At 43.4% G+C, this 23,193-nt stretch carries 15 protein-coding genes; 11 read left to right on the top strand and 4 right to left on the bottom strand.

The genetic code is table 11. The features are described 5' to 3' along the window. Window positions 1-85 precede the first annotated feature (85 nt). Complete coding sequence (locus tag ASU35_RS12295) at window positions 86-1,339, bottom strand: ATP-binding protein (RefSeq protein ID WP_058353300.1); 1,254 nt, start codon at window positions 1,337-1,339, stop codon at window positions 86-88. A 278-nt stretch (window positions 1,340-1,617) separates the two neighbouring features. Here ASU35_RS12295 and ASU35_RS12290 point away from each other — a divergent pair, with 278 nt between their 5' ends. Beyond that, window positions 1,618-2,865, top strand: coding sequence for an adenosylhomocysteinase (locus ASU35_RS12290; RefSeq protein ID WP_058353299.1), 1,248 nt, complete (start codon window positions 1,618-1,620; stop codon window positions 2,863-2,865). A 56-nt stretch (window positions 2,866-2,921) separates the two neighbouring features. On the opposite strand, the gene ASU35_RS12285 is transcribed toward ASU35_RS12290, so the two are convergent. Beyond that, window positions 2,922-3,653, bottom strand: a complete 732-nt coding sequence (locus ASU35_RS12285; protein ID WP_058353298.1) for a DUF2089 domain-containing protein — start codon at window positions 3,651-3,653, stop codon at window positions 2,922-2,924. A gap of 377 nt (window positions 3,654-4,030) precedes the next feature. Here ASU35_RS12285 and rpoB point away from each other — a divergent pair, with 377 nt between their 5' ends. From rpoB to tuf, 9 genes are all read left to right on the top strand, one after another. Next, a complete protein-coding gene (gene rpoB, locus ASU35_RS12280; RefSeq protein WP_058353297.1) occupies window positions 4,031-7,933 on the top strand; it encodes a DNA-directed RNA polymerase subunit beta in 3,903 nt (1,300 codons plus the stop codon). 21 nt (window positions 7,934-7,954) lie between these two features. Beyond that, window positions 7,955-11,623, top strand: coding sequence for a DNA-directed RNA polymerase subunit beta' (gene rpoC / locus ASU35_RS12275; protein WP_058353296.1), 3,669 nt, complete (start codon window positions 7,955-7,957; stop codon window positions 11,621-11,623). Between the two features lie 183 nt (window positions 11,624-11,806). Continuing rightward, on the top strand, window positions 11,807-12,640 hold the full coding sequence (locus tag ASU35_RS12270; RefSeq protein WP_058353295.1) for a purine-nucleoside phosphorylase: 834 nt from the start codon (window positions 11,807-11,809) through the stop codon (window positions 12,638-12,640). Between the two features lie 16 nt (window positions 12,641-12,656). Next, entirely contained in the window at window positions 12,657-13,937 is a 1,281-nt protein-coding gene (locus ASU35_RS12265; protein ID WP_058353294.1) for an amidohydrolase family protein, read from the top strand. Next, window positions 13,937-16,138: a DNA topoisomerase III gene (locus ASU35_RS12260; protein ID WP_058353293.1), complete on the top strand. Its 2,202-nt coding sequence runs from the start codon at window positions 13,937-13,939 to the stop codon at window positions 16,136-16,138. Before ASU35_RS12265 ends, ASU35_RS12260 begins: the two co-directional genes overlap by 1 nt. A gap of 117 nt (window positions 16,139-16,255) precedes the next feature. Continuing rightward, window positions 16,256-16,675, top strand: coding sequence for a 30S ribosomal protein S12 (gene rpsL, locus ASU35_RS12255; protein ID WP_058353292.1), 420 nt, complete (start codon window positions 16,256-16,258; stop codon window positions 16,673-16,675). Window positions 16,676-16,820: 145 nt separating this feature from the next. Next, a complete protein-coding gene (gene rpsG, locus ASU35_RS12250; protein WP_058353291.1) occupies window positions 16,821-17,291 on the top strand; it encodes a 30S ribosomal protein S7 in 471 nt (156 codons plus the stop codon). Window positions 17,292-17,321: 30 nt separating this feature from the next. Then, on the top strand, window positions 17,322-19,439 hold the full coding sequence (gene fusA / locus ASU35_RS12245) for an elongation factor G (protein ID WP_058353290.1): 2,118 nt from the start codon (window positions 17,322-17,324) through the stop codon (window positions 19,437-19,439). A gap of 184 nt (window positions 19,440-19,623) precedes the next feature. Continuing rightward, window positions 19,624-20,811: an elongation factor Tu gene (tuf, locus tag ASU35_RS12240; RefSeq protein ID WP_058353289.1), complete on the top strand. Its 1,188-nt coding sequence runs from the start codon at window positions 19,624-19,626 to the stop codon at window positions 20,809-20,811. Window positions 20,812-20,879: 68 nt separating this feature from the next. Here the strand turns inward: tuf and ASU35_RS12235 are convergent, their stop codons facing one another. Further along, window positions 20,880-22,094 (bottom strand): site-specific integrase, encoded by a 1,215-nt coding sequence (locus ASU35_RS12235; RefSeq protein WP_083504285.1) that lies wholly within the window; start codon window positions 22,092-22,094, stop codon window positions 20,880-20,882. Window positions 22,095-22,108: 14 nt separating this feature from the next. Continuing rightward, window positions 22,109-22,588, bottom strand: a complete 480-nt coding sequence (locus ASU35_RS18815; protein ID WP_242861280.1) for a helix-turn-helix domain-containing protein — start codon at window positions 22,586-22,588, stop codon at window positions 22,109-22,111. A 147-nt stretch (window positions 22,589-22,735) separates the two neighbouring features. Here ASU35_RS18815 and ASU35_RS12225 point away from each other — a divergent pair, with 147 nt between their 5' ends. Next, the gene (locus ASU35_RS12225) at window positions 22,736-22,921 is read left to right on the top strand and encodes a hypothetical protein (RefSeq protein ID WP_058353288.1); all 186 of its coding nucleotides are present in this window, start codon (window positions 22,736-22,738) and stop codon (window positions 22,919-22,921) included. Window positions 22,922-23,193: the final 272 nt, after the last annotated feature.

Genomic DNA, 23,193 nt, shown 5'->3' with positions numbered 1-23,193 from the left:
ATTCTTACCAAAAAGGAGCCATTTCTTACCAAAAACACAAACTATTTTACACTACCACGCTTTTTTCAAACCTATTAAGGTATTCTTACAGTTCTAAACTATTTTCTTTTAACAAAAAGTCATAGATACTCATGGTAGTGATACCATCTTCATCTCTTGTAATGTTCACCACGTCTTTAACGACAATAATCTTCTTGAATGAATCATTTACATTGACAAGAGAAGCTTTTTCTTGAATACGTTTCTCTTCTGTTGGCATACTAAACGCAGATTGAATATAATAGCGTTTACTACCAAGGTTTGCTACAAAGTCAATTTCCAACTGATTTTTGTACTCTTTACCATCTTCATTTGTTCCACGCTTTTCTACTACACCCACATCTACAGAATATCCTCTGCTACGCAACTCATTATAAATAATATTTTCCATCAAATGTGTTTCTTCAACCTGTCTGAATCCTAATCTTGCATTTCTAAGTCCCACATCTTCAAAATAATATTTCAACGGCGTGCCAATGTATTTTCTACCTTTTACATTATAACGATTAGCCTTATTGATAATAAAAGCATCTTCCAGATGCTCGATATACTGTCTTATTGTATTCAAACTGATCGTTGACTGAATCGAACTTTTAAATGTTGCTTCAATTTTCGGTGGATTTGTCAACGAACCAATAGCAGAGGCCAGAATGTTAACTAAGTCTTCTAACTCCTGCGTTTTTTCAATATGATGTTTTTCAATAATATCCTTTAAATAAGTTTCTTTGAAAAGGTTTGTCAGATAGTTTATTTTCTGTTCCTCAGTTTTCATTGTTACGGTAAGCGGAAGACCACCATATACAACATACTCTGCCCATCCACGGTACATATCACCGTCATATGCCTCCATAAATTCCTTGAAAGTTAATGGATAAATATGAATTTCATCACCTCTTCCTCTAAATTCAGTAATTACATCTTTGGATAAAAATTTAGAGTTACTTCCAGTTACATATATATCTGCATTTCTGATATGAAGTAGTGAATTTAAAACTTCCTCAAACTCTTGTAACATCTGCACTTCATCAAGCATGACATAATATTGCTCATCATCTTCTATCAATGATTCAATATAATCTAATATTGTATCCGGATCACGATACTTTTTATTTTTACGTTGATCCAGTTCAATCGTAATGATATGAGATGTCGGCACTCCCTGCTCTAACAAATAGTTCTTGAAAATATTAAATAGAAGATATGACTTCCCACATCTTCTGATACCAGTTACAACCTTTATCATTCCATTATGCATACGGTTAATCAAATCGTTCAGGTATTTATCTCTCTTGATATCCATAAGTCACTCTCCTTTATTGAACATTTTATACGCTTTCGTAACTTTTATTCAATTAAACCTGCTTTTTCTTTTCGTTTAATAAAGTGTTATTGAATATTTTTTACAGTTCCGCCCTTTTTGTTCAATGTAATTATACATCCCTCAGACGCAGAATGCAAATCTTATTGAATATTTTTCACAGTTCCGTAAAAAAACTAATATATATTTACTTGCCTTACTGTTTTGTGGTATACTATCTGCAAGAGCAATGAGCCGTGTAAAAAGGAGGAGTTTAAAAGATGGCAAGTGAAATCAGAGATATTAATCTGGCAGAGTCCGGAGAGCATAAGATTGAATGGGTAAAAAGAAACTGCCCGCTGCTTCGCAGCCTGGAAGAGGAATTTAGTAAGGAGCAGCCATTTAAGGGAGTAAGAATTGCTCTTTCTATCCATCTGGAAGCGAAAACCGCTTATCTTTGTAAGGTATTGGCAGCCGGTGGTGCAAAGATGTACATTACCGGAAGCAATCCATTGTCCACCCAGGATGATATCGCAGCAGCTTTGGTTAAGGCCGGGCTGGAGGTTCACGCGTGGTACAATGCGACTGCTGAGGAATACAATACGCATATTGCACATGTGCTGGAGAATAATTGCAATATTATTATTGATGATGGCGGTGACCTGGTGCATATGCTCCATACAACGATGAGGGACAAGCTGTCTTATGTTATCGGCGGCTGCGAGGAGACGACCACAGGCATTATCCGTCTTATGACAATGGCAAGAAAGGGCGAGCTGGAGTTCCCTATGGTTTTGGTAAACAATGCAGACTGCAAGCACTTATTTGATAACCGCTACGGTACTGGTCAGTCCGTATGGGATGGCATCTGCCGCACCACAAATCTGATTGTAGCAGGAAAAATCGTAGTAGTAGCAGGCTATGGCTGGTGCGGTAAGGGTGTAGCTATGAGAGCTAAGGGCCTGGGAGCGAGAGTTGTGGTAACTGAGGTAGACCCGATTAAGGCAATCGAGGCGATTATGGATGGCTTTGAGGTAATGCAGATGAACGAGGCTGCCAAGATAGGAGATTTCTTTATTACTGTAACCGGATGCAATCAGGTTATTACAAAGAAGGATTTTGCCCTTATGAAAAATGGTGCCATCATGTGTAATGCAGGCCACTTTGACGTAGAGGTTGACGTAAAGGGTCTGGAGGAAATGGCATTGGAAAAGGCAGAGCAGAGAAAGAATATCATGGGCTACAAGCTGGCAGAGGACAAATGGGTATATCTGCTGGCAGAGGGGCGTCTTGTTAATCTGGCTGCTGGTGATGGACATCCGGCAGAGATTATGGATATGAGCTTTGCGATTCAGGCTTTGAGTGCAAAATATCTGGTAGAGCATGGTAAGGAGCTGACGGAAAAGCTGATTGATGTTCCAAAGGAGGTTGACCGCGAGGTGGCAGGCAGAAAGCTTGCCTTCCTTGGAAAGCATATTGATACGCTTACAAAGGAACAGGAAGATTATCTGTATTATTCCAGCTTGTAATTTATAGGGATTTTTAAAAGGTTCTGGATTTCAAAAACGAAATCCAGAACCTTTTCCTAGTTTTTCAAACGCAGATACCCATATCCATTTTCACATATGCCCGCCCAGTCTAAAATAGCGGCCAGAGCGGAAATGGTTCGTATGGTGGATTCGCCTTTTTTTACTCCAAAGGCATGATAAGCCACATAGCCCTCTACGGTGTCAAGAGTAAGCTCCGGCTCGCCCAGGCGGGCTTTCATAGCCAGTCCCTTTGGAGCAGCACCGCCCTTTTTCTCCAGAAGCTCAATAGCTCTGTCAAAGGCAGTCCAGGAGAGCATACGGCTTTTTGGAAGGTTAGAGGCATAGATGCCGTTTCCATATTCTTCGTAATAGATAGAAAAGACCTTGCCGCGGGAGGTGGAAATATTAGCCATCCCCTTGGCACGGTTTAATTTCTTTTTGATAGCCTGCACGGTGGCAGATTCGTCCTCATAGACAGGAAGGGCGGTAATTGCTGGTTCGGAAACTGGTGCTGGTTTTTCCTCTGAAAGTCCCAGCTCCTTCTGGGCTTCCTTTAAAATACGCCTGGCAGAGGCATAGGACAGATGCAGCTCCTTTTGCACCTCTTTTAGATTACCCCCACATTTGATAAAGGTTTCAATAAAAACAAGAGACCCTTCCGTAAGATAGGAAAAGCGATTCAGGGTAAAATCATTGGACAACTCCAGTCCACAGTGGCGGCAGGAGAGCCGGGTGGCGATGAGGGACTCATGACAGACCGGACAGCGGCTGATAATGTGCTGAGACATAGAAAGCTCCTTTCTGGAATGAAATAAAAAATAATAAAATCATTTACTATGTTTTAAATTATAGCAAAAAATATAAATTATATCAATATAGTAGATAAAATAATTATATACTATGTTTAAAAATTTAGAAATGAAGGTATTTTGGAGAGTGAAATGGAGAACTCCAGATATTGTGGAAGTAGTGAAAAATGCCCAAAAATCAATAAAAAAACACCCCAAATTCGGCATTGACAACTTGACATACCTATGTTAAGATGAAAAATGCACTATTGTGGTGTTCTATGCGATAAAATGAATCTGTGATTGATTATATCACATAGAGTGGAAACAGTAAAGTATTAATTTATAAAAAATAAAGTCAAGGGGTGAAAACATCAATGGAAAAAAACAGAATTCGTCCAACGAAGGTTGGAAATGGTGTGAGAATGAGCTTTTCCCGTCAGAAGGAAGTTTTAGAGATGCCAAATCTCATTGAAGTTCAGACTGATTCCTACAAGTGGTTCCTGGAAGAAGGCCTGGATGAGGTTTTCAAGGACATTTCTCCGATTGAAGATTACAGCGAGCACTTAAGCCTTGAGTTTGTAAGCTTTGTATTGTGTGAGGATGATGTGAAGTATTCAATTGAAGAGTGTAAGGAAAGAGATGCTACCTACGCTGCACCATTGAAGGTAAAGGTAAGACTTCGTAACAAGGAGACAGAAGAGATTACCGAGCATGATATTTTTATGGGAGACCTGCCTTTGATGACTGCTACCGGTACCTTCGTTATTAATGGTGCGGAGCGTGTTATCGTAAGTCAGCTGGTACGTTCTCCTGGTATTTACTATGCCATTGGCCACGATAAGATTGGTAAGAAGTTATATTCTTCTACGGTTATTCCGAACCGTGGTGCATGGTTAGAGTATGAAACCGATTCCAATGATGTTTTCTCTGTACGTGTTGACCGTAACAGAAAGGTGCCTGTTACCGTATTAATTCGTGCACTTGACCACAATGTATATGATTACAGTGCCGACCCGAATAAGGGCTGGAATATTGACGAAGAAATCCGTAGTGCTACCAACAGCCAGATTACAGATTTCTTCGGTGAGGAGCCAAAGATTCTGGCAAGTATCCAGAAGGATCCTTCCGATAACTATCAGGATGGCCTTCTTGAGTTATATAAGAAGCTTCGCCCGGGTGAGCCTCTGTCTGTAGACAGTGCAGAAAGCTTACTCCGCAGTATGTTCTTTGATGCAAGAAGATACGACCTTGCTAAGGTTGGACGTTATAAGTTCAACAAAAAGCTGGCTTTCAAGAACCGTATTGCAGGCTTTAAGCTGGCAGAGGATGTTGTAGATATGGAGACTGGCGAGGTGATCGCAGAGGCTGGTACTATAGCTACAGAGGAGCTGGCTGTAGAGATTCAGAATACAGGAGCTGCTTATGTATGGATTGAAGCAGAAGACCGCAAGGTAAAGGTTATTTCCAACCGTATGGTAGATATCTGCCACTTCATTGATGCAGATAGGGAAGAGCTTGGTGTAACCGAGGATGTTTACTACTTCGCACTCAAGTACATTCTGGATAACTATAAGACTCTGGAGGAGCAAAAGGAAGCGATTAGGAATAACATTTCCAAGCTGGTACCAAAGCATATTACTACATGGGATATTTTTGCCTCCATTAATTATAATATGCATCTGGAGTATGGCGTAGGCCATGATGATGATATTGACCACTTAGGAAACCGTCGTATCCGTTCTGTAGGAGAACTGTTACAGAACCAGTACCGTATCGGACTTTCCAGAATGGAAAGAGTGGTTCGTGAAAGAATGACAACACAGGATATTGAGGGTATTTCTCCTCAGTCCCTGATTAATATTAAACCAGTGACTGCAGCGGTTAAGGAGTTCTTCGGAAGCTCTCAGCTGTCACAGTTCATGGATCAGAACAACCCATTAAGTGAGCTGACTCATAAGAGACGTCTTTCCGCACTGGGACCTGGTGGTTTGTCCAGAGACCGTGCCGGATTTGAGGTTCGGGATGTTCACTATACTCACTATGGAAGAATGTGTCCGATTGAGACCCCTGAAGGTCCTAACATCGGTTTAATTAACTCCCTTGCTTCCTATGCAAGAATTAACGAATATGGATTTATTGAGGCTCCATACCGTAAGGTAGATAAGACAGATCCTCTGAATCCGAGAGTTACGGATGAGGTTATCTACCTGACAGCAGATGAAGAGGATAAGTACGTTGTAGCACAGGCGAATGAGCTTTTGGATGAGGAAGGTCATTTTGTTCACACAAATGTTTCCGGACGTTTCCGTGAAGAGACTTCTGAGTTTGAAAAGAAGAAAATTGATCTGATGGACGTATCTCCTAAGATGGTATTCTCTGTTGCGACAGCGATGATTCCTTTCCTGGAGAACGACGATGCGAACCGTGCACTGATGGGCTCTAACATGCAGCGTCAGGCCGTACCTCTTTTAGTAACAGAGGCTCCTGTTGTTGGTACAGGTATGGAAATGAAGGCTGCTGTAGACTCAGGAAACTGCGTACTGGCTAAGGCAGATGGTGTGGTTGAGCGTTCTGCTTCCAATCAGATTATTATTAAGAATGATGATGGTTCCAAGACCGAGTACAAGCTGGAGAAGTTTGTACGAAGCAACCAGGGAACCTCTATGAATCAGCGTCCAATCGTTGTAAAAGGCGAAAAGGTTAAAAAAGGACAGGTTATTGCAGATGGCCCTTGTACTGCCGGCGGTGAGATTGCCCTTGGTAAGAACCCTCTGATTGGTTTTATGACCTGGGAAGGCTACAACTACGAGGATGCGGTACTGTTAAGTGAGCGGCTGGTACAGGAGGATGTATATACCTCCGTTCATATCAACGAATATGAGGCAGAAGCCCGTGATACCAAGCTGGGACCAGAAGAAATCACAAGAGATGTTCCTGGCGTTGGTGATGATGCATTGAAGGATCTGGATGAAAGAGGTATCATCCGTATTGGTGCTGAGGTTCGTGCCGGTGATATCCTGGTAGGTAAGGTTACTCCTAAGGGAGAAACAGAGCTTACAGCAGAGGAGAGACTGTTAAGAGCAATTTTCGGTGAAAAAGCAAGAGAAGTAAGAGACACTTCTCTTAGAGTACCACATGGTGAATTTGGTATTATCGTAGATGCTAAGGTATTTACCAGGGAGAATGGCGATGAGCTTCCTCCGGGAGTAAATCAGTCTGTTCGCATCTACATTGCACAGAAGAGAAAAATCCAGGTAGGAGATAAGATGGCGGGTCGTCATGGTAACAAGGGTGTTGTTTCCAGAGTCCTCCCTGTAGAGGATATGCCATTCCTTCCAAACGGAAGACCTCTGGATATCGTGCTGAACCCTCTGGGTGTACCTTCCCGTATGAATATCGGTCAGGTTCTGGAGATTCACCTTTCTCTGGCCTCTAGAGTACTTGGTTTCAATGTATCTACTCCGGTATTTGATGGTGCTAACGAGTATGACATCATGGATACCCTGGAGATGGCAAACGATTATGTAAATACTCCATTAGAGGAGTTTGAGACAAAATATAAGGATATATTAGATCCGGAAGTAATGAAATTCCTGTTAGAGAATCAGGAATACAGAAAAGAGTGGGCAGGCGTTCCAATCAACCGTGATGGTAAGGTAAGACTGCGTGACGGACGTACCGGAGAGTATTTCGATGGTGCCGTTACTGTCGGCTTCATGCATTATCTGAAGCTTCACCACCTGGTAGATGATAAGATTCATGCACGTTCTACCGGTCCTTATTCCCTCGTTACACAGCAGCCTCTGGGTGGTAAAGCCCAGTTTGGTGGCCAGCGTTTCGGAGAGATGGAGGTTTGGGCTCTGGAGGCTTATGGTGCAGCCTATACTCTGCAGGAAATCTTAACAGTTAAGTCTGATGATGTGGTTGGACGTGTTAAGACCTACGAAGCAATCATTAAGGGTGACAATATTTCCGAGCCTGGCATTCCTGAGTCCTTCAAGGTACTCTTAAAGGAATTACAGTCTCTGGCACTGGATGTTACCGTACTGGATGAAAACGGTAATGAGGTTAAGATGACGGAGAGTATTGATTACGGTGAGGAGGATCTGACTCCGTTAATCGAAGGCGAAGACAATTTCAGATTTGGCGATGAATCCTTTGAAAATGCCGGCTATAGTGAAAAGGCAGCGGATGAGCTGAATGATGACCTTGTATTTGCAGATTTTGACGCGGACCTGGGAAGCGAAAGCGACGGGGACGACGATTATGAAGACTAATTATAGAAGGGAGTGCCGAAGATGCCGGAAATCAGCAGTGTAAATGAACAACAGCCTAGCTTGACTTATGATGCAATTAAAATCGGTCTTGCTTCTCCAGAGAAAATCAGAGAATGGTCCAGAGGAGAGGTAAAGAAGCCGGAGACAATTAACTATAGAACCTTAAAGCCGGAAAGAGATGGTCTTTTCTGCGAAAGAATTTTCGGACCACAGAAGGACTGGGAATGTCACTGCGGTAAATATAAGAAAATCCGCTATAAGGGCGTAATCTGTGACCGATGTGGTGTTGAGGTTACGAAAGCCAGTGTCCGTCGTGAAAGAATGGGACACATTGAACTGGCAGCACCAGTATCCCACATCTGGTATTTTAAGGGAATCCCTAGCCGGATGGGTCTTATCTTAGACCTATCCCCTAGAACTCTGGAAAAGGTACTGTACTTTGCTTCCTATATTGTACTGGACAAGGGAAATACCGACCTTCAGTATAAGCAGGTATTAAATGAAAAGGAATACCAGGAAGCCAGAGAAAAATACAGCGATGCATTCCGTGTAGGTATGGGTGCAGAGTCTATTATGGAATTATTAAAGGCAATCGATTTGGAAAAGGACTCTGCAGAGCTGAAAAAAGAGCTTAAGGATGCAACCGGCCAGAAGAGAGCCAGAATTATCAAACGGTTGGAGGTAGTAGAGGCCTTCCGTGAGTCCGGAAATAAGCCGGAGTGGATGATTATGACCGTTATCCCGGTTATTCCGCCGGATATCCGTCCTATGGTACAGCTGGATGGTGGCCGTTTTGCTACTTCCGATATGAATGATTTATACAGACGTATTATTAACCGTAACAACCGTCTGAAGAGACTGTTAGACCTGGGTGCTCCGGACATTATTGTAAGAAATGAAAAGCGAATGCTTCAGGAGGCAGTCGATGCCCTGATTGATAACGGAAGAAGAGGACGTCCGGTTACCGGTCCTGGAAATCGTGCATTAAAGTCTCTTTCCGATATGTTAAAGGGTAAGCAGGGACGTTTTCGTCAGAACCTGTTAGGAAAGCGTGTTGACTATTCTGGTCGTTCCGTTATCGTAGTAGGTCCCGAATTAAAGATTTATCAGTGCGGGCTTCCAAAGGAGATGGCAATTGAGCTTTTCAAGCCTTTCGTTATGAAGGAGCTGGTAGCTAAGGGAATTGCTCACAATATTAAGTCTGCAAAGAAGATGGTAGAAAGACTTCAGTCTGAGGTGTGGGATGTGCTTGAGGAGGTTATCCGTGAGCATCCGGTTATGTTAAACCGTGCTCCTACCCTGCACCGTCTGGGTATCCAGGCCTTTGAGCCTACTCTGGTAGAAGGTAAGGCAATCAAGCTGCATCCACTGGTATGTACAGCCTTCAATGCCGACTTCGATGGAGACCAGATGGCGGTACACCTTCCGTTGTCTGTAGAGGCTCAGGCAGAATGTCGTTTCCTCCTGTTATCTCCAAACAACCTGTTAAAGCCGTCTGATGGTGGCCCTGTAGCTGTTCCTTCTCAGGATATGGTTCTTGGTATCTACTATCTGACCCAGGAAAGACCAGGAGATAAGGGAGAAGGCAAGTTCTTCAAGAATGTAAATGAAGCTATTTTGGCCTATGAAAACGGTGCTATTACCCTTCATGCAAAGATTAAGGTAAGACGTTGTGGAAGGAATGCAGAGGGTGTAGAGGAAAGCCGTGTAATCGAATCTACAGTAGGACGTTTTATCTTTAATGAAATTATCAGCCAGGATTTAGGCTTTGTTGACAGAACTAAGCCAGAGAACTTCCTGATACCTGAGATAGATTTCCATGTTGGTAAGAAGCAGTTAAAGCAGATTCTTGAAAAATGCATCAATACTCACGGTGCAACTAAGACTGCGGAGACTCTGGATGCCATCAAGGCACTGGGCTACAAGTATTCTACCAGAGCAGCGATGACCGTATCCATTTCCGACATGACCGTACCTCCAAAGAAAAAGGAAATCATTGATGAGGCTGAAGCTACGGTAGAACGTATTTCCAAGGACTTCCGCCGTGGTCTGACTACGGAAGAGGAGCGTTATAAAGCAGTTATTGAGACATGGAAGGAAGCCGATGATGAGATTACAGAAGCACTGCTTTCCGGTCTGGACAAATACAATAATATTTATATGATGGCGGACTCCGGAGCTCGTGGTTCTGACAAGCAGATTAAGCAGCTTGCCGGTATGCGTGGTCTGATGGCTGATACCTCCGGACGAACCATTGAGCTGCCTATTAAGTCAAACTTCCGTGAGGGTCTTGACGTACTGGAGTACTTCATCTCTGCGCATGGTGCCCGTAAGGGACTTTCCGATACCGCTCTTCGTACAGCGGACTCCGGATACCTGACACGTCGTCTGGTAGACGTTTCTCAGGATTTGATTATCCGAGAAATCGACTGTGCTGATCCAAACAAGGAGCTTCCGGGTATGTGGGTAAGATCCTTTATGGATGGTAAGGAAATGATTGAAAGCCTAGAGGATCGTATTACAGGACGTTTCTCCTGTGAGACGATAACTGATGATAATGGCGAAGTAATTGTTAAGAAGAATCACATGATTACTCCAAAGCGTGCTGCAAGAATTGTTAAGACCAAGGCTATCCTTGAGGCTGGCGACAAGGCAAAGGTAAAAATCAGAACAATTCTTACCTGCCGTTCCCACATTGGTGTATGTGCGAAGTGCTACGGTGCCAATATGGCTACCGGTGAGCCGGTACAGGTAGGTGAGGCTGTTGGTATTATCGCAGCTCAGTCTATTGGTGAGCCAGGTACACAGCTGACCATGCGTACCTTCCATACCGGTGGTGTTGCGGGTGATGATATCACCCAGGGTCTTCCTCGTGTCGAGGAGCTTTTCGAGGCAAGAAAGCCAAAGGGTCTTGCTATCATCGCAGAGTTTGGTGGTACCGTTACAATCAACGATACCAAGAAGAAGCGTGAGGTCATCGTAACGAATCCAGAGACAGCAGAATCCAAGGTATATCTGATTCCTTACGGTTCCAGAATTAAGGTTCTGGACGGACAGGTACTGGAGGCTGGAGATGAGCTGACAGAGGGTAGTGTAAATCCTCATGATATTTTGAAGATTAAGGGTGTTCGTGCCGTACAGGATTATATGATTCAGGAAGTACAGCGAGTATACCGTCTGCAGGGTGTTGAGATTAACGATAAGCATATTGAGGTTATCGTTCGTCAGATGTTAAAGAAGATTCGTATTGAGAACAACGGAGATTCTGATTTCTTACCAGGTACGCTGGTAGATACTTTGGAGTTTGATGATGAGGTAGAGCGTCTGACAGAGGAAGGCAAGGAAGTACCAGAAGGCAAGCAGGTAATGCTTGGTATTACCAAGGCTTCTCTGGCTACCAACTCCTTCTTATCTGCAGCATCCTTCCAGGAGACCACTAAGGTTCTTACGGAGGCTGCAATTAAGGGAAAGATTGACCCATTGATTGGTTTGAAGGAGAACGTAATTATTGGTAAGCTGATTCCTGCCGGAACCGGTATGAAGCGTTACAGAAACACGAAGCTGAATACGGATATTCAGGAAGAAATCATGCTGGATGATGACTTTGAGGAGGATTTCCCAGAGGACGAGACAGTTGTTTCTGCAGAGGAAGCAGCTGAGGAGACTGCAGAGGAAATCACAGAAGAATAAAATAGAGTGAATGTTGGGTGCTGCCTGGTGTCAGAGATGATGCCGGGCGGTGCTTTTTAATTCGATAGGAAAGTTCGTTTTACGTCTTGCAGAAATACTCCCTTGGGAGTATATTATAGAAAAGCCTGTCTTTGGATATGGAAAGCCAAGGAGCACCAGTAAAAATTCAATAGGAGGAAGGAAATGACAAAAACATATGAGCAGTTATTAAAATGCTACGAAAGCGTGAGAAAAAAAGTGGATTTTAAGCCGGAGGTAGCCTTGATTCTGGGCTCTGGATTAGGAGATTATGCGGAGACAATACAGGTAGAGGCAACCCTTGATTATCAGGAAATCGAAGGGTTTCCTGTGTCTACGGTAGTCGGACACAAGGGGCGGTTTATTTTTGGATATGTGGGAGAGGTACCGGTTGTGATTATGCAGGGAAGAGTCCATTATTACGAAGGCTATTCTATGCAGGATGTAGTGCTACCAGCCAGGCTGATGAAGCTTTTGGGAGCAAGGATTCTTTTTCTTACCAATGCAGCCGGAGGCATCAACAAGAGCTTTTCAGCCGGAGACTTTATGATGATTACTGACCAGATTGCAAGCTTTGTACCATCTCCGTTAATTGGGGCTAATATTGAGGAGCTTGGTACACGTTTTCCAGATATGAGTGAGATTTATGATAAGGATTTACAGGAGGTTATTCGTGGCGTAGCAAAGAATTTATCTATTCCGCTTAAGGAGGGGGTATATCTCCAGCTGACAGGACCTGCCTTTGAGACACCTGCTGAGGTGCAGATGTGTGGCCTGCTGGGAGCGGATGCAGTAGGTATGAGTACTGCCTGTGAGGCGGTAGCAGCAAATCATATGGGAATGAAAATCTGCGGTATTTCCTGTATTTCTAATTTAGCCTCTGGGCTGACGGACAGTCCATTGTCTCATGAAGAGGTTTTTGAGGCAGCGACAAAAGTTGCTCCATTATTTAAGCAACTGATTACTGAATCTATTATCCGTATGGGAAGGCTTTTATAGAAGGAGAGAACTACATATGAATATTCGTTTTTATAATGTAAGATTAATTACTATGGAGGGCGGCGTCTGGGTAGAGGAGGGCGAGCTCTGGGTAAAAGGAAACAAAATCGCCTATGTGGGAGCAGAAAATAAAGAGGCAGCAGCAAAGGAAAGCTGGGATAGAGAGATTGACGGACAGGGCAATGTACTGATGCCGGGCTTCAAGGATGCGCATACCCATTCGGCTATGACCTTTTTACGTTCCTATGCAGATGACCTTCCACTGCTGGACTGGCTTCATAAGCAGGTATTTCCAATGGAAGCCAAGCTATGTCCGGAGCATATAGCACCTCTTACGAAGCTTGCAATTATGGAGTATCTGACCAGTGGTATTACAGCAAACCTGGATATGTATTATTTTGCAGAGGAGATTGCCAGAGCAGCCATTGAAACAGGCTTTCGTACAGTAATTCAGGGCTCTGTGGGCGGGGATGCCAGTGGTGCCGAGCGGCTGAGACAGGAATACGAAAAATTTAAGAATTTCCATGAATTGATTTCTTATCAGCTGGGCTTCCATGCAGAATATACTGCAAGCCGGGAGCTGTTAGAGGCGGTAGCGGCTCTGGCAGAGGAATATAAACAGCCGGTATTTACCCACAATTCTGAAAGTGAATCCGAGGTGGCACAGTGCATAGAGAAAACCGGTATGACACCAACGGCTTATCTGGACAGCCTGGGTATATTTAACTATGGAGGTACGACCTTCCATTGTGTTCACATGACCGATGAGGATCTGGACATCTGTAAGAAACGGAATATTTCTGTTGTAACAAATCCTGGCTCCAATACCAAGCTTGCCAGCGGTGTAGCCCGTATCAATGATATGTTGAAATGGGGTATCAATCTGGGTATCGGCACTGACGGCCCAGCCAGTAATAACTGTCTGGATATGTTCCGGGAGATGTTTTTAGTGACAGGTCTTGGAAAGCTTAAGGAAAAGGATGCCGCAGCTATTGACGCTAATGATGTCTTGTATATGGCAACTGCTGGTGGTGCTAAGGCGATGGGACTTACTGACTGTGATACTCTCAAAGAGGGTAAGCTTGCTGATTTGGTTATGATTGATTTACACCAGCCCAATATGCAGCCGCTCAATAATATTGCAAAGAATATCGTTTACAGCGGCAGCAAGCAGAATGTAAAGCTTACTATGGTAAATGGAAGAGTTCTCTATGAGGATGGAAAATTCTATATTGGAGAAGAACCGGAGGCTATTTACGCAAAGGCAAATGAAATTATACAGGAGTTTAAGAAATAATGAAAGCATTAGTAATAGCAGAAAAGCCATCGGTAGGCCGTGATATTGCCCGGGTGTTAAAATGCGGCAATAATAAAAACGGAGTGCTGGAGGGCGAAAAATATGTTGTTACCTGGGCGATGGGGCACCTGGTAGAGCTGGCTGACCCGGAGGGCTATGACAACAAGTATAAGGAATGGAAGCTTACGGATTTGCCGATTGTGCCGGAAAAATGGAAATATGAGGTACTACGGCAGACCGGAAAGCAGTTTAATATTGTGAAGGCTCAGCTGGCCCGCACCGATATCAAAGAGGTGGTTATTGCTACCGATGCCGGACGAGAAGGTGAGCTGGTAGCCAGACTCATTTTACTAAAAACCGGCTGTAAAAAGCCAATCAAACGGCTTTGGATTTCTTCGGTAACGGACAAGGCTATCCGGGAGGGCTTTGCCCATCTGAAAAACGGACATGATTATGATAATCTGTATGCGGCAGCACTGTGCCGGGCAGAGGCAGACTGGCTGGTAGGCATTAATGCAACCCGTGCCCTGACCTGTAAATATAATGCCCAGCTGTCCTGCGGAAGAGTCCAGACGCCGACTTTGGCGATGATTGCCAAGAGAGAAGAGAAAATAAAAAGCTTTGTGCCAAAAAGCTATTATGGTCTGGAGGCACAGGCAAGGGGGCTTAAGCTGGTATGGCAGGATAAGAAAAGCGGCAGTAAAAGCTCCTTTGACCGGGAAGGAATCGAAGCTCTTAGGAAGGCTTTGGAGGGAAAGAATGCGGTAATTACAGCAGTGGAAAAACAATCGAAAAAAAACTATGCCCCACTTTTGTACGACTTAACAGAGCTTCAAAGAGATGCTAATCGCCGTTTTGGACTTTCTGCAAAGGAAACCTTAAATATTATGCAGCGGCTGTATGAAAATCATAAGGTGCTTACCTATCCGCGGACCGATTCCCGATATGTAAGCTCGGATATTGTAGATACGATTTCGGAGCGTCTTAGGGCCTGTAGTGTCGGTCCATACCGGAAGCTTGCCGGAAGACTGGTAAATACAAGCTTTTCAAAGAAAGCAGCCTTTGTAAATGATGCCAAAGTATCAGACCACCATGCGATTATTCCAACGGAGCAGTACGTTCAGTTAGACCACATGACCAATGAGGAACGTAAAATCTATGATCTGGTGGTACGGCGGTTTCTGGCAGTTTTATATCCGCCTTATGAATATGAAGAAACAAAGCTTACTGCGGATATCGGCGGCGAGACCTTTACAGCAAAGGGGCAGGCAGTAAAGAGTCTGGGCTGGAGGGAGGTCTATGAAGCAGGGGATACCTCGGAAGAAATGTGGATAGAAGAGGATGAAAAGGAAGCGAATGGTGGATATTTTAAGGAAGATTTGGAAAAGGGCAGTATAATTTCTAATCTGGTAATTCGTCAAAGTGAGGGTAAGACAAAGCCTCCGGCACCATTTAATGAGGCAACCTTACTTTCTGCCATGGAAAATCCGGTAAAATATATGGAGAGCCGGGATAAGGAGCAGATAAAGACACTGGGAGAGACCGGCGGTCTTGGTACAGTAGCGACCAGAGCAGACATTATTGAAAAGCTTTTTCACAGCTTCTTAATTGAGAAAAAGGGCAAGGATATTTTCATAACCTCCAAGGCAAAGCAGCTTTTAGAGCTAGTGCCGGAGGACTTAAAGAAGCCGGAGCTTACAGCAGACTGGGAAATGAAGCTTTCTAAAATCGCAAAGGGCGAGCTTAGGCGGGATGCCTTTATGGACAGCATCCGGAGCTATACGGATGAATTGATCGGAGAAATCAAGACAGGAGAAGGCACCTTCCGTCACGATAATCTGACCAATAAAAAGTGCCCGAACTGTGGAAAACGTCTGCTGGCGGTAAACGGCAAAAACAGCCGCCTTCTGGTATGCCAAGACAGAGAATGTGGCTATCGGGAGACAATCGCCCGCACCAGCAATGCCCGCTGTCCTGTCTGCCATAAAAAGATGGAGCTTATTGGACAGGGTGAAAAACAGACCTTTACCTGTGCCTGCGGCTACAAGGAACGGCTGTCAGCCTTCCAGGAACGCCGGAAAAAAGAGGGCGGGGGAGTGTCCAAAAAGGATGTTGCCCGCTATATGAACAAGCAGCGGAAGGAAGCGAAGGAGCCGGTGAATACAGGACTTGCAGAGGCGTTGAAAAATATTAAGCTGTAAAAAATATAGAAAAAGTAATTGACAATTCTGAATACAATGATATAATGATAGAGTACGCATTTTGTGTACTCTATTTTTTTGGAAACAATTAACCATAATCACAGGAGGTGAAAATTAATGCCAACTTTTAACCAATTAGTAAGAAAAGGTAGAAAGACAGTAGAGAAGAAGTCTAATTCCCCAGCTTTACAGAAGGGATTCAACTCTTTAAGAAAGAAGTCTACAGATGCTTCTTCACCACAGAAGAGAGGTGTTTGTACCGCAGTTCGTACAGCTACCCCTAAGAAGCCTAACTCTGCTCTTCGTAAGATCGCCAGAGTTCGTCTTTCTAACGGTATCGAAGTAACAAGCTATATCCCAGGTGAGGGACATAACTTACAGGAGCACAGCGTTGTTCTTATCAGAGGTGGTAGAGTAAAGGACTTACCAGGTACTCGTTACCACATCATCAGAGGTACACTGGATACTGCTGGTGTTGCTAAAAGAAGACAGGCTCGTTCCAAGTATGGTGCTAAGAGACCAAAAGACGCTAAATAAGATTAGCAAGCTTCACTAATTAATGAAAGTGCCGGATTAATTTTCGCTTTAAAGGTTATATTTAGAGTATAGATAAAAATCCTGGTGCGGACACTTAATTTTTGTGAGTACCGATGAATTAATTATTATTAAGGAGGGAAGTAACGTGCCACGTAAAGGACATATTCAGAAAAGAGATGTGTTAGCAGACCCAGTGTACAACAGCAAGGTTGTTACTAAGCTTATCAACAACATCATGTTAGATGGTAAGAAGGGTGTTGCTCAGAAGATTGTATATGGTGCATTCGAGAAAGTAGCAGAGAAGACCGGTAAGGATGCAGTTGAGGCTTTCGAAGAGGCAATGAACAATATCATGCCAGTTCTTGAGGTTAAGGCTAGACGTATCGGTGGTGCTACCTATCAGGTACCTATTGAGGTAAGACCAGACAGAAGACAGGCTTTAGCACTTCGTTGGATTACACTGTACTCTCGTAAGAGAGGCGAGAAGACCATGGAGGAAAGATTAGCAAACGAAATTATGGACGCTATCAACAACACTGGTGCTTCTGTAAAGAAGAAAGAAGATATGCACAAGATGGCAGAGGCAAACAAGGCTTTTGCTCATTACCGTTGGTAAGATTTAGATTAAATTAAGGAGGAATTATCCTTGGCTGGAAGAGAATATCCATTAGAGAGAACCAGAAACATTGGTATCATGGCTCATATTGATGCTGGTAAGACAACAACAACTGAGCGTATTCTTTACTATACCGGTGTTAACTATAAGATTGGTGATACTCATGAAGGTACTGCTACCATGGACTGGATGGAGCAGGAGCAGGAAAGAGGTATCACAATCACATCTGCAGCTACAACCTGCCACTGGACCTTACAGGATCACACTAAGCCAAAGGCTGGTGCATTAGAGCATCGTATCAATATCATTGATACACCGGGTCACGTTGACTTTACTGTAGAAGTTGAGCGTTCCCTGCGTGTCCTTGATGGTGCTGTTGGTGTATTCTGTGCTAAGGGTGGTGTTGAGCCACAGTCTGAGAACGTGTGGCGTCAGGCTGATACCTACAATGTACCAAGAATGGCATTCATCAATAAGATGGATATCCTGGGTGCTAACTTCTATGGTGCTGTAGACCAGATTAGAACCAGATTAGGTAAAAATGCGATTTGTCTTCAGTTACCAATCGGTAAGGAAGATGAATTCAAGGGTATTATTGACCTGTTTGAAATGCAGGCATATATCTACAACGATGACAAGGGTGATGATATCTCTATCGTTGATATCCCAGAGGATATGAAAGAGGATGCAGAGCTGTATCATACAGAGCTTGTTGAAAAGATTTGTGAATTAGATGACGATTTAATGATGGAGTACCTGGATGGAAATGAGCCATCTATAGAAAGACTAAAGGCTGCTTTGAGAAAAGCTACCTGTGAGTGTGCTGCTATTCCGGTATGCTGTGGTACTGCATACAGAAATAAGGGTGTTCAGAAGCTTCTGGATGCTATTATTGAATTTATGCCATCTCCATTAGACATCCCAGCAATTAAGGGTGTTGATTTGGATGGTAACGAAACTGAGAGACATTCTTCTGATGAAGAGCCTTTCTCCGCATTAGCATTTAAGATTATGGCTGACCCATTTGTTGGTAAGCTGGCATTCTTCCGTGTATATTCTGGTACTATGAACTCCGGTTCCTATGTACTGAATGCTACAAAGGGAAAGAAGGAGCGTGTAGGTCGTATCTTACAGATGCATGCTAATAAGAGAGAAGAATTAGACAAGGTATATTCCGGAGATATCGCTGCGGCAGTAGGCTTTAAGGTTACTAGTACCGGTGATACCATCTGCGATGAGCAGCATCCGGTTATCTTAGAGTCTATGGAATTCCCAGAGCCAGTTATTGAGCTGGCTATTGAGCCTAAGACTAAGGCTGGTCAGGGCAAGTTAGGTGAAGCTTTAGTAAAGCTTTCTGAAGAAGATCCTACCTTCCGGGCTCATACTGATCAGGAAACTGGACAGACTATTATCGCTGGTATGGGTGAGCTCCACCTGGAGATCATCGTAGACCGTCTGCTTCGCGAGTTCAAGGTAGAGGCTAATGTAGGTGCCCCTCAGGTTGCTTATAAGGAAGGCTTTACAAAGACTGTTGAGGTTGACAGCAAATATGCTAAGCAGTCAGGTGGACGTGGTCAATACGGACACTGTAAGGTTAGGTTTGAGCCTATGGATGCCAATGCAGAAGAGACTTTTAAATTCGAATCTACGGTTGTCGGTGGTGCCATCCCTAAGGAATACATTCCAGCTGTTGGTGAAGGTATTGAAGAGGCGACTAAGGCAGGTATCCTTGCAGGATTCCCTGTACTTGGTGTTCATGCGACTGTATATGACGGTTCCTACCATGAGGTCGACTCTTCCGAAATGGCTTTCCACATTGCTGGCTCCATGGCATTCAAGGATGCTATGGCTAAGGGTGGTGCTGTACTGTTAGAGCCTATCATGAGAGTTGAAGTAACCATGCCGGAGGAGTACATGGGTGATGTTATTGGTGATATCAATGCTCGCCGTGGACGTATCGAGGGTATGGAGGACATCGGTGGAGGAAAGATGGTTAAGGGCTATGTTCCACTTTCTGAGATGTTCGGTTATGCAACAGACTTACGTTCCAGAACCCAGGGACGTGGTAACTACTCTATGTTCTTCGAGAAGTATGAGCAGGCACCAAAGTCCATTCAGGAAAAGGTTATTGCAGGAAGAGCAAAATAAATTATAGTTCAGCCATTGCCGTGGCTGACTATAATTAAAAATATGCAAAAATTGCTTGAAAAATATACGGATTTGAAATATAATCGAGTATAGATGGCGGTGTTGTCCCTGAGGGGCATATCGCGACGAAAAATATCAAAAAAATAAATGCCCCATGGCATAAGTAGAAGGAGGACTTTTAAAAATGGCTAAAGCTAAGTTTGAAAGAAGTAAACCACATTGTAATATCGGAACCATTGGTCACGTTGACCATGGTAAGACAACTTTAACAGCTGCTATCACAAAGGTACTTTCTGAGAGAGTTGCTGGTAACACAGCTACCGATTTCGAGAACATCGATAAGGCTCCAGAAGAGAGAGAGCGTGGTATCACTATCTCTACTGCTCACGTTGAGTATGAGACAGAGAAGAGACACTATGCACACGTTGACTGCCCAGGCCATGCTGACTATGTAAAGAACATGATTACTGGTGCTGCTCAGATGGATGGTGCTATCCTTGTAGTAGCTGCTACTGACGGTGTTATGGCTCAGACAAAGGAGCACATCTTATTATCCCGTCAGGTAGGTGTACCTTATATCGTAGTATTCATGAACAAGTGCGATATGGTTGATGATCCAGAGTTACTTGAATTAGTAGAGATGGAAATCACAGAGCAGTTAGAGGAGTATGAATTCTCTGATTGCCCAATCGTTAAGGGTTCCGCTCTTAAGGCTCTTGAAGATCCAAACGGCGAGTGGGGCGATAAGATTATGGAATTAATGGCTACAGTAGATGACTATATTCCAGATCCACAGCGTGCAACTGATCAGCCATTCCTGATGCCAGTTGAGGACGTATTCTCTATCACAGGTCGTGGTACTGTTGCTACAGGCCGTGTTGAGCGTGGTGTTCTTCATGTATCTGAGGAAGTTGAAATCGTTGGTATCAAGGAAGAGACTCGTAAGGTTGTTGTAACCGGTATTGAGATGTTCCGTAAGCTTCTTGATGAGGCTCAGGCTGGTGATAACATCGGTGCTCTTCTTCGTGGTGTTCAGAGAAACGAAATCGAAAGAGGCCAGGTTCTTGCTAAGCCAGGTTCTGTTACCTGCCACACAAAGTTTACCGCTCAGGTATACGTTTTAACTAAGGACGAAGGTGGACGTCATACTCCATTCTTCAACAACTACAGACCACAGTTCTATTTCAGAACAACTGACGTTACTGGTGTAGTTAACCTTCCAGAAGGTACAGAGATGTGCATGCCTGGCGATAACGTAGAGATGACCATTGAGTTAATCCACCCAATTGCTATGGAGCAGGGTCTTACTTTCGCTATCCGTGAAGGTGGTAGAACAGTAGGTTCTGGCCGTGTTGCTACAATTATCGAGTAATTAAATACTGTTTGAGTATTAAATGACTTTGTTGGCTCAGCCCTTTGTTTACAAGGGGTTGAGCCTTTTTATGTGCGTCGGTTGAAGCCAACGCATGGACTTAAGTCATTCTCGTGGACTTGCTGTGGGCTTATTTTATCCTTTGGACTTACGACCTTGAACCTTGCGTTCTGTGGTTTGGGTTCTTTCGATGCTTCTGCCGGGGCAGTTACATCGGATGTTGTCATATCCTTTTTATGCTGGTTCTGCATCATATCCACCACTTCCTGATGCTTGTTCGGATACAGATGGGAGTAGGTGCTTAAGGTAGTTTGTACCTTTTCGTGTCCTAACCGTTCCGATATGAGCAGTGGTGCACAGCCTAAGTTGATAAGATAGCTGGCGTGGGAGTGGCGGATGTCGTGGATTCGAATCTTTTTCACTCCGCTTTTCTTACAAGCCCTTGCCATCGCATTATTGATATAAGATTTGGTGAAGGGGAAGACCCTGTCCGTATCTTTTAAATCATAAAGCTTTGACATATAATCTTTTACTTCGTTCATTACAAAGTCCGGTATGATAATGTTCCGGATACTCTTCGGTGTTTTGGGTGGTGTAACCACATCCTGCTTATTTATCCGCTGGAGACTTTTGGTGATATCGAGGGTGTTCTTTTCGAAATCAAAGTCTTTCGGTGTCAAAGCAAGGAATTCTCCAAAACGGATGCCAGAGAAGTACAATAGTGAAAACGAAACGTGTGCGGTAGGATCATCTTCCATGGCTGCCAGTATCCGGTCAAATTCGTCCTTTGTCCAGAAATTAACCACAACTTCACGCTTACCCATTCTGCCAGCCTTGTGACAGGGATTCTCGGATAAGTTGAAGTAGTCCACTGCATAATTGAAAAGTGCGGTAATCATATTCTGCATCCTGTCTAAGTAGGAGTTGGAATAATCCTTCGCAATCATTTCATTCTGCCAGGTCCGGATGTCCTTGGGAGTAATCTTATTAATGGGCTTATTCTCAAAATACGGGAGAATCAGCTTCTCGAATACATGCTTCTTTCCATCGATGGTGCTCTGACGGCAGCGGTGCCCCATGTCCTCTATATAAATCTCGTACATAGAGCGGAAGGTCATGTCCGTACTGCCTTTGTGCTTTCTTAGGAAATCTGCTTCCCATTCCTTGGCTTCACGCTGAAGCTTAAAGCCTCGTTTCTTTATCTGTTTTTTCTTTCCGGTAAAATCTTCGTAATAACATCTGACATACCAGGTTCCTCTTTCTTCGTCTTTATAAACTGGCATATGCTATACCTTTACTATCGAAGGTCCTCGCTAATGAGTCGGATGAGTTGTTTGAACTGCTCCGTTTGATATTCCATAATCCGTCCTATTGCTTCCTCACTGATAGGAACGGTTTGTTTATCGAAGCTGATAAGATAGGAAGAAGATTGACTTCCATCATCGTTTTCAATCTTACAGGGATTGCATCCGAAATGAGAAAATTTTAACCAGTTTATATATGCATCTAAACTGTTACCATAGTCCGTCGTTTGTGTCATTCGATTATATTCATCACTAGATGCCACAAATCGGGATGTGTCACAATCCAAAGCATTTGCAATTAACTGGAGTTTTCCGATTCCCGGAGTGCGATCTCCTTGTTCATATTTGGATACTGTTCCAACCTTCAAGCCGATAAGATTAGCGAGCTCCTCTTGTGATAGCCCTTTCTCTTTTCTTGCTTGTTTTAGTCTTTGTCCAAGTTCTTTGCGTTCTTCAAGCGTCATAATATTCATGGCTTTTCACCTCCTAAAACAAATAGTATCACAATACGTGATATTTTGCAACAAGAAGAAGTATTGACAATTACAAAAAGAGATAGTATAAATGATATTGAAACAAGAAACAGATACAAAATGTGATAGTAGAAAAGGGGTGAGAGTATGAAAGCTCAATATGTTACAGCAGATGAATTAGTTGAAACATTGGGTGTAAGTAAGGGTAAAGCTTACCAGATAATCAGACAACTCAATGAGGAACTGGCTGAACAGGGATATATTAGAATTGCCGGAAAATGTCCAAGAAAGTATTTCGAAAAGAAGTATTATGGGTACACTTTTGAGGCCTAGTGCCAACGGAATTTGAAGGGGATATGCTATTGATACCAATTGGTATTTGAACCGGTTTGTTTCTATATTCAAGAATGTCGGCAAGCAGATGAATCACCAGTCATAGAAGTGCAGTTACAATATGGCTGGTGATTTTTGTGTGCGTAAAATTAATAAAATTGTTGGTAATAGTAACTCGCAGATTTTATAAATATGAGGATAAGAAAATTCTACTCGAGGGCGTAAAAAATCTTGTGTCTTTGGATCTTGAATCTTTCTGATAAAAATTAGAT

Origin of the sequence: Acetivibrio ethanolgignens (assembly GCF_001461035.1) — a bacterium.
GTDB lineage: Bacteria > Bacillota > Clostridia > Lachnospirales > Lachnospiraceae > Velocimicrobium > Velocimicrobium ethanolgignens.
The sequence above is the reverse complement of the archived record's forward strand: the minus strand, read 5'-3'. Positions and strand labels throughout refer to the sequence as shown.

Excerpts from the sequence above, each read along its gene's own strand:
- ASU35_RS12295 (WP_058353300.1), bottom strand. The coding sequence starts at position 1,339 with ATGGATATCAAGAGAGATAAATACCTGAACGATTTGATTAACCGTATG.
- ASU35_RS12290 (WP_058353299.1), top strand. The coding sequence starts at position 1,618 with ATGGCAAGTGAAATCAGAGATATTAATCTGGCAGAGTCCGGAGAGCAT.
- ASU35_RS12285 (WP_058353298.1), bottom strand. The coding sequence starts at position 3,653 with ATGTCTCAGCACATTATCAGCCGCTGTCCGGTCTGTCATGAGTCCCTC.
- rpoB (WP_058353297.1), top strand. The coding sequence starts at position 4,031 with ATGGAAAAAAACAGAATTCGTCCAACGAAGGTTGGAAATGGTGTGAGA.
- rpoC (WP_058353296.1), top strand. The coding sequence starts at position 7,955 with ATGCCGGAAATCAGCAGTGTAAATGAACAACAGCCTAGCTTGACTTAT.
- ASU35_RS12270 (WP_058353295.1), top strand. The coding sequence starts at position 11,807 with ATGACAAAAACATATGAGCAGTTATTAAAATGCTACGAAAGCGTGAGA.
- ASU35_RS12265 (WP_058353294.1), top strand. The coding sequence starts at position 12,657 with ATGAATATTCGTTTTTATAATGTAAGATTAATTACTATGGAGGGCGGC.
- ASU35_RS12260 (WP_058353293.1), top strand. The coding sequence starts at position 13,937 with ATGAAAGCATTAGTAATAGCAGAAAAGCCATCGGTAGGCCGTGATATT.
- rpsL (WP_058353292.1), top strand. The coding sequence starts at position 16,256 with ATGCCAACTTTTAACCAATTAGTAAGAAAAGGTAGAAAGACAGTAGAG.
- tuf (WP_058353289.1), top strand. The coding sequence starts at position 19,624 with ATGGCTAAAGCTAAGTTTGAAAGAAGTAAACCACATTGTAATATCGGA.
- ASU35_RS12235 (WP_083504285.1), bottom strand. The coding sequence starts at position 22,094 with ATGCCAGTTTATAAAGACGAAGAAAGAGGAACCTGGTATGTCAGATGT.
- ASU35_RS18815 (WP_242861280.1), bottom strand. The coding sequence starts at position 22,588 with ATGAATATTATGACGCTTGAAGAACGCAAAGAACTTGGACAAAGACTA.
- ASU35_RS12225 (WP_058353288.1), top strand. The coding sequence starts at position 22,736 with ATGAAAGCTCAATATGTTACAGCAGATGAATTAGTTGAAACATTGGGT.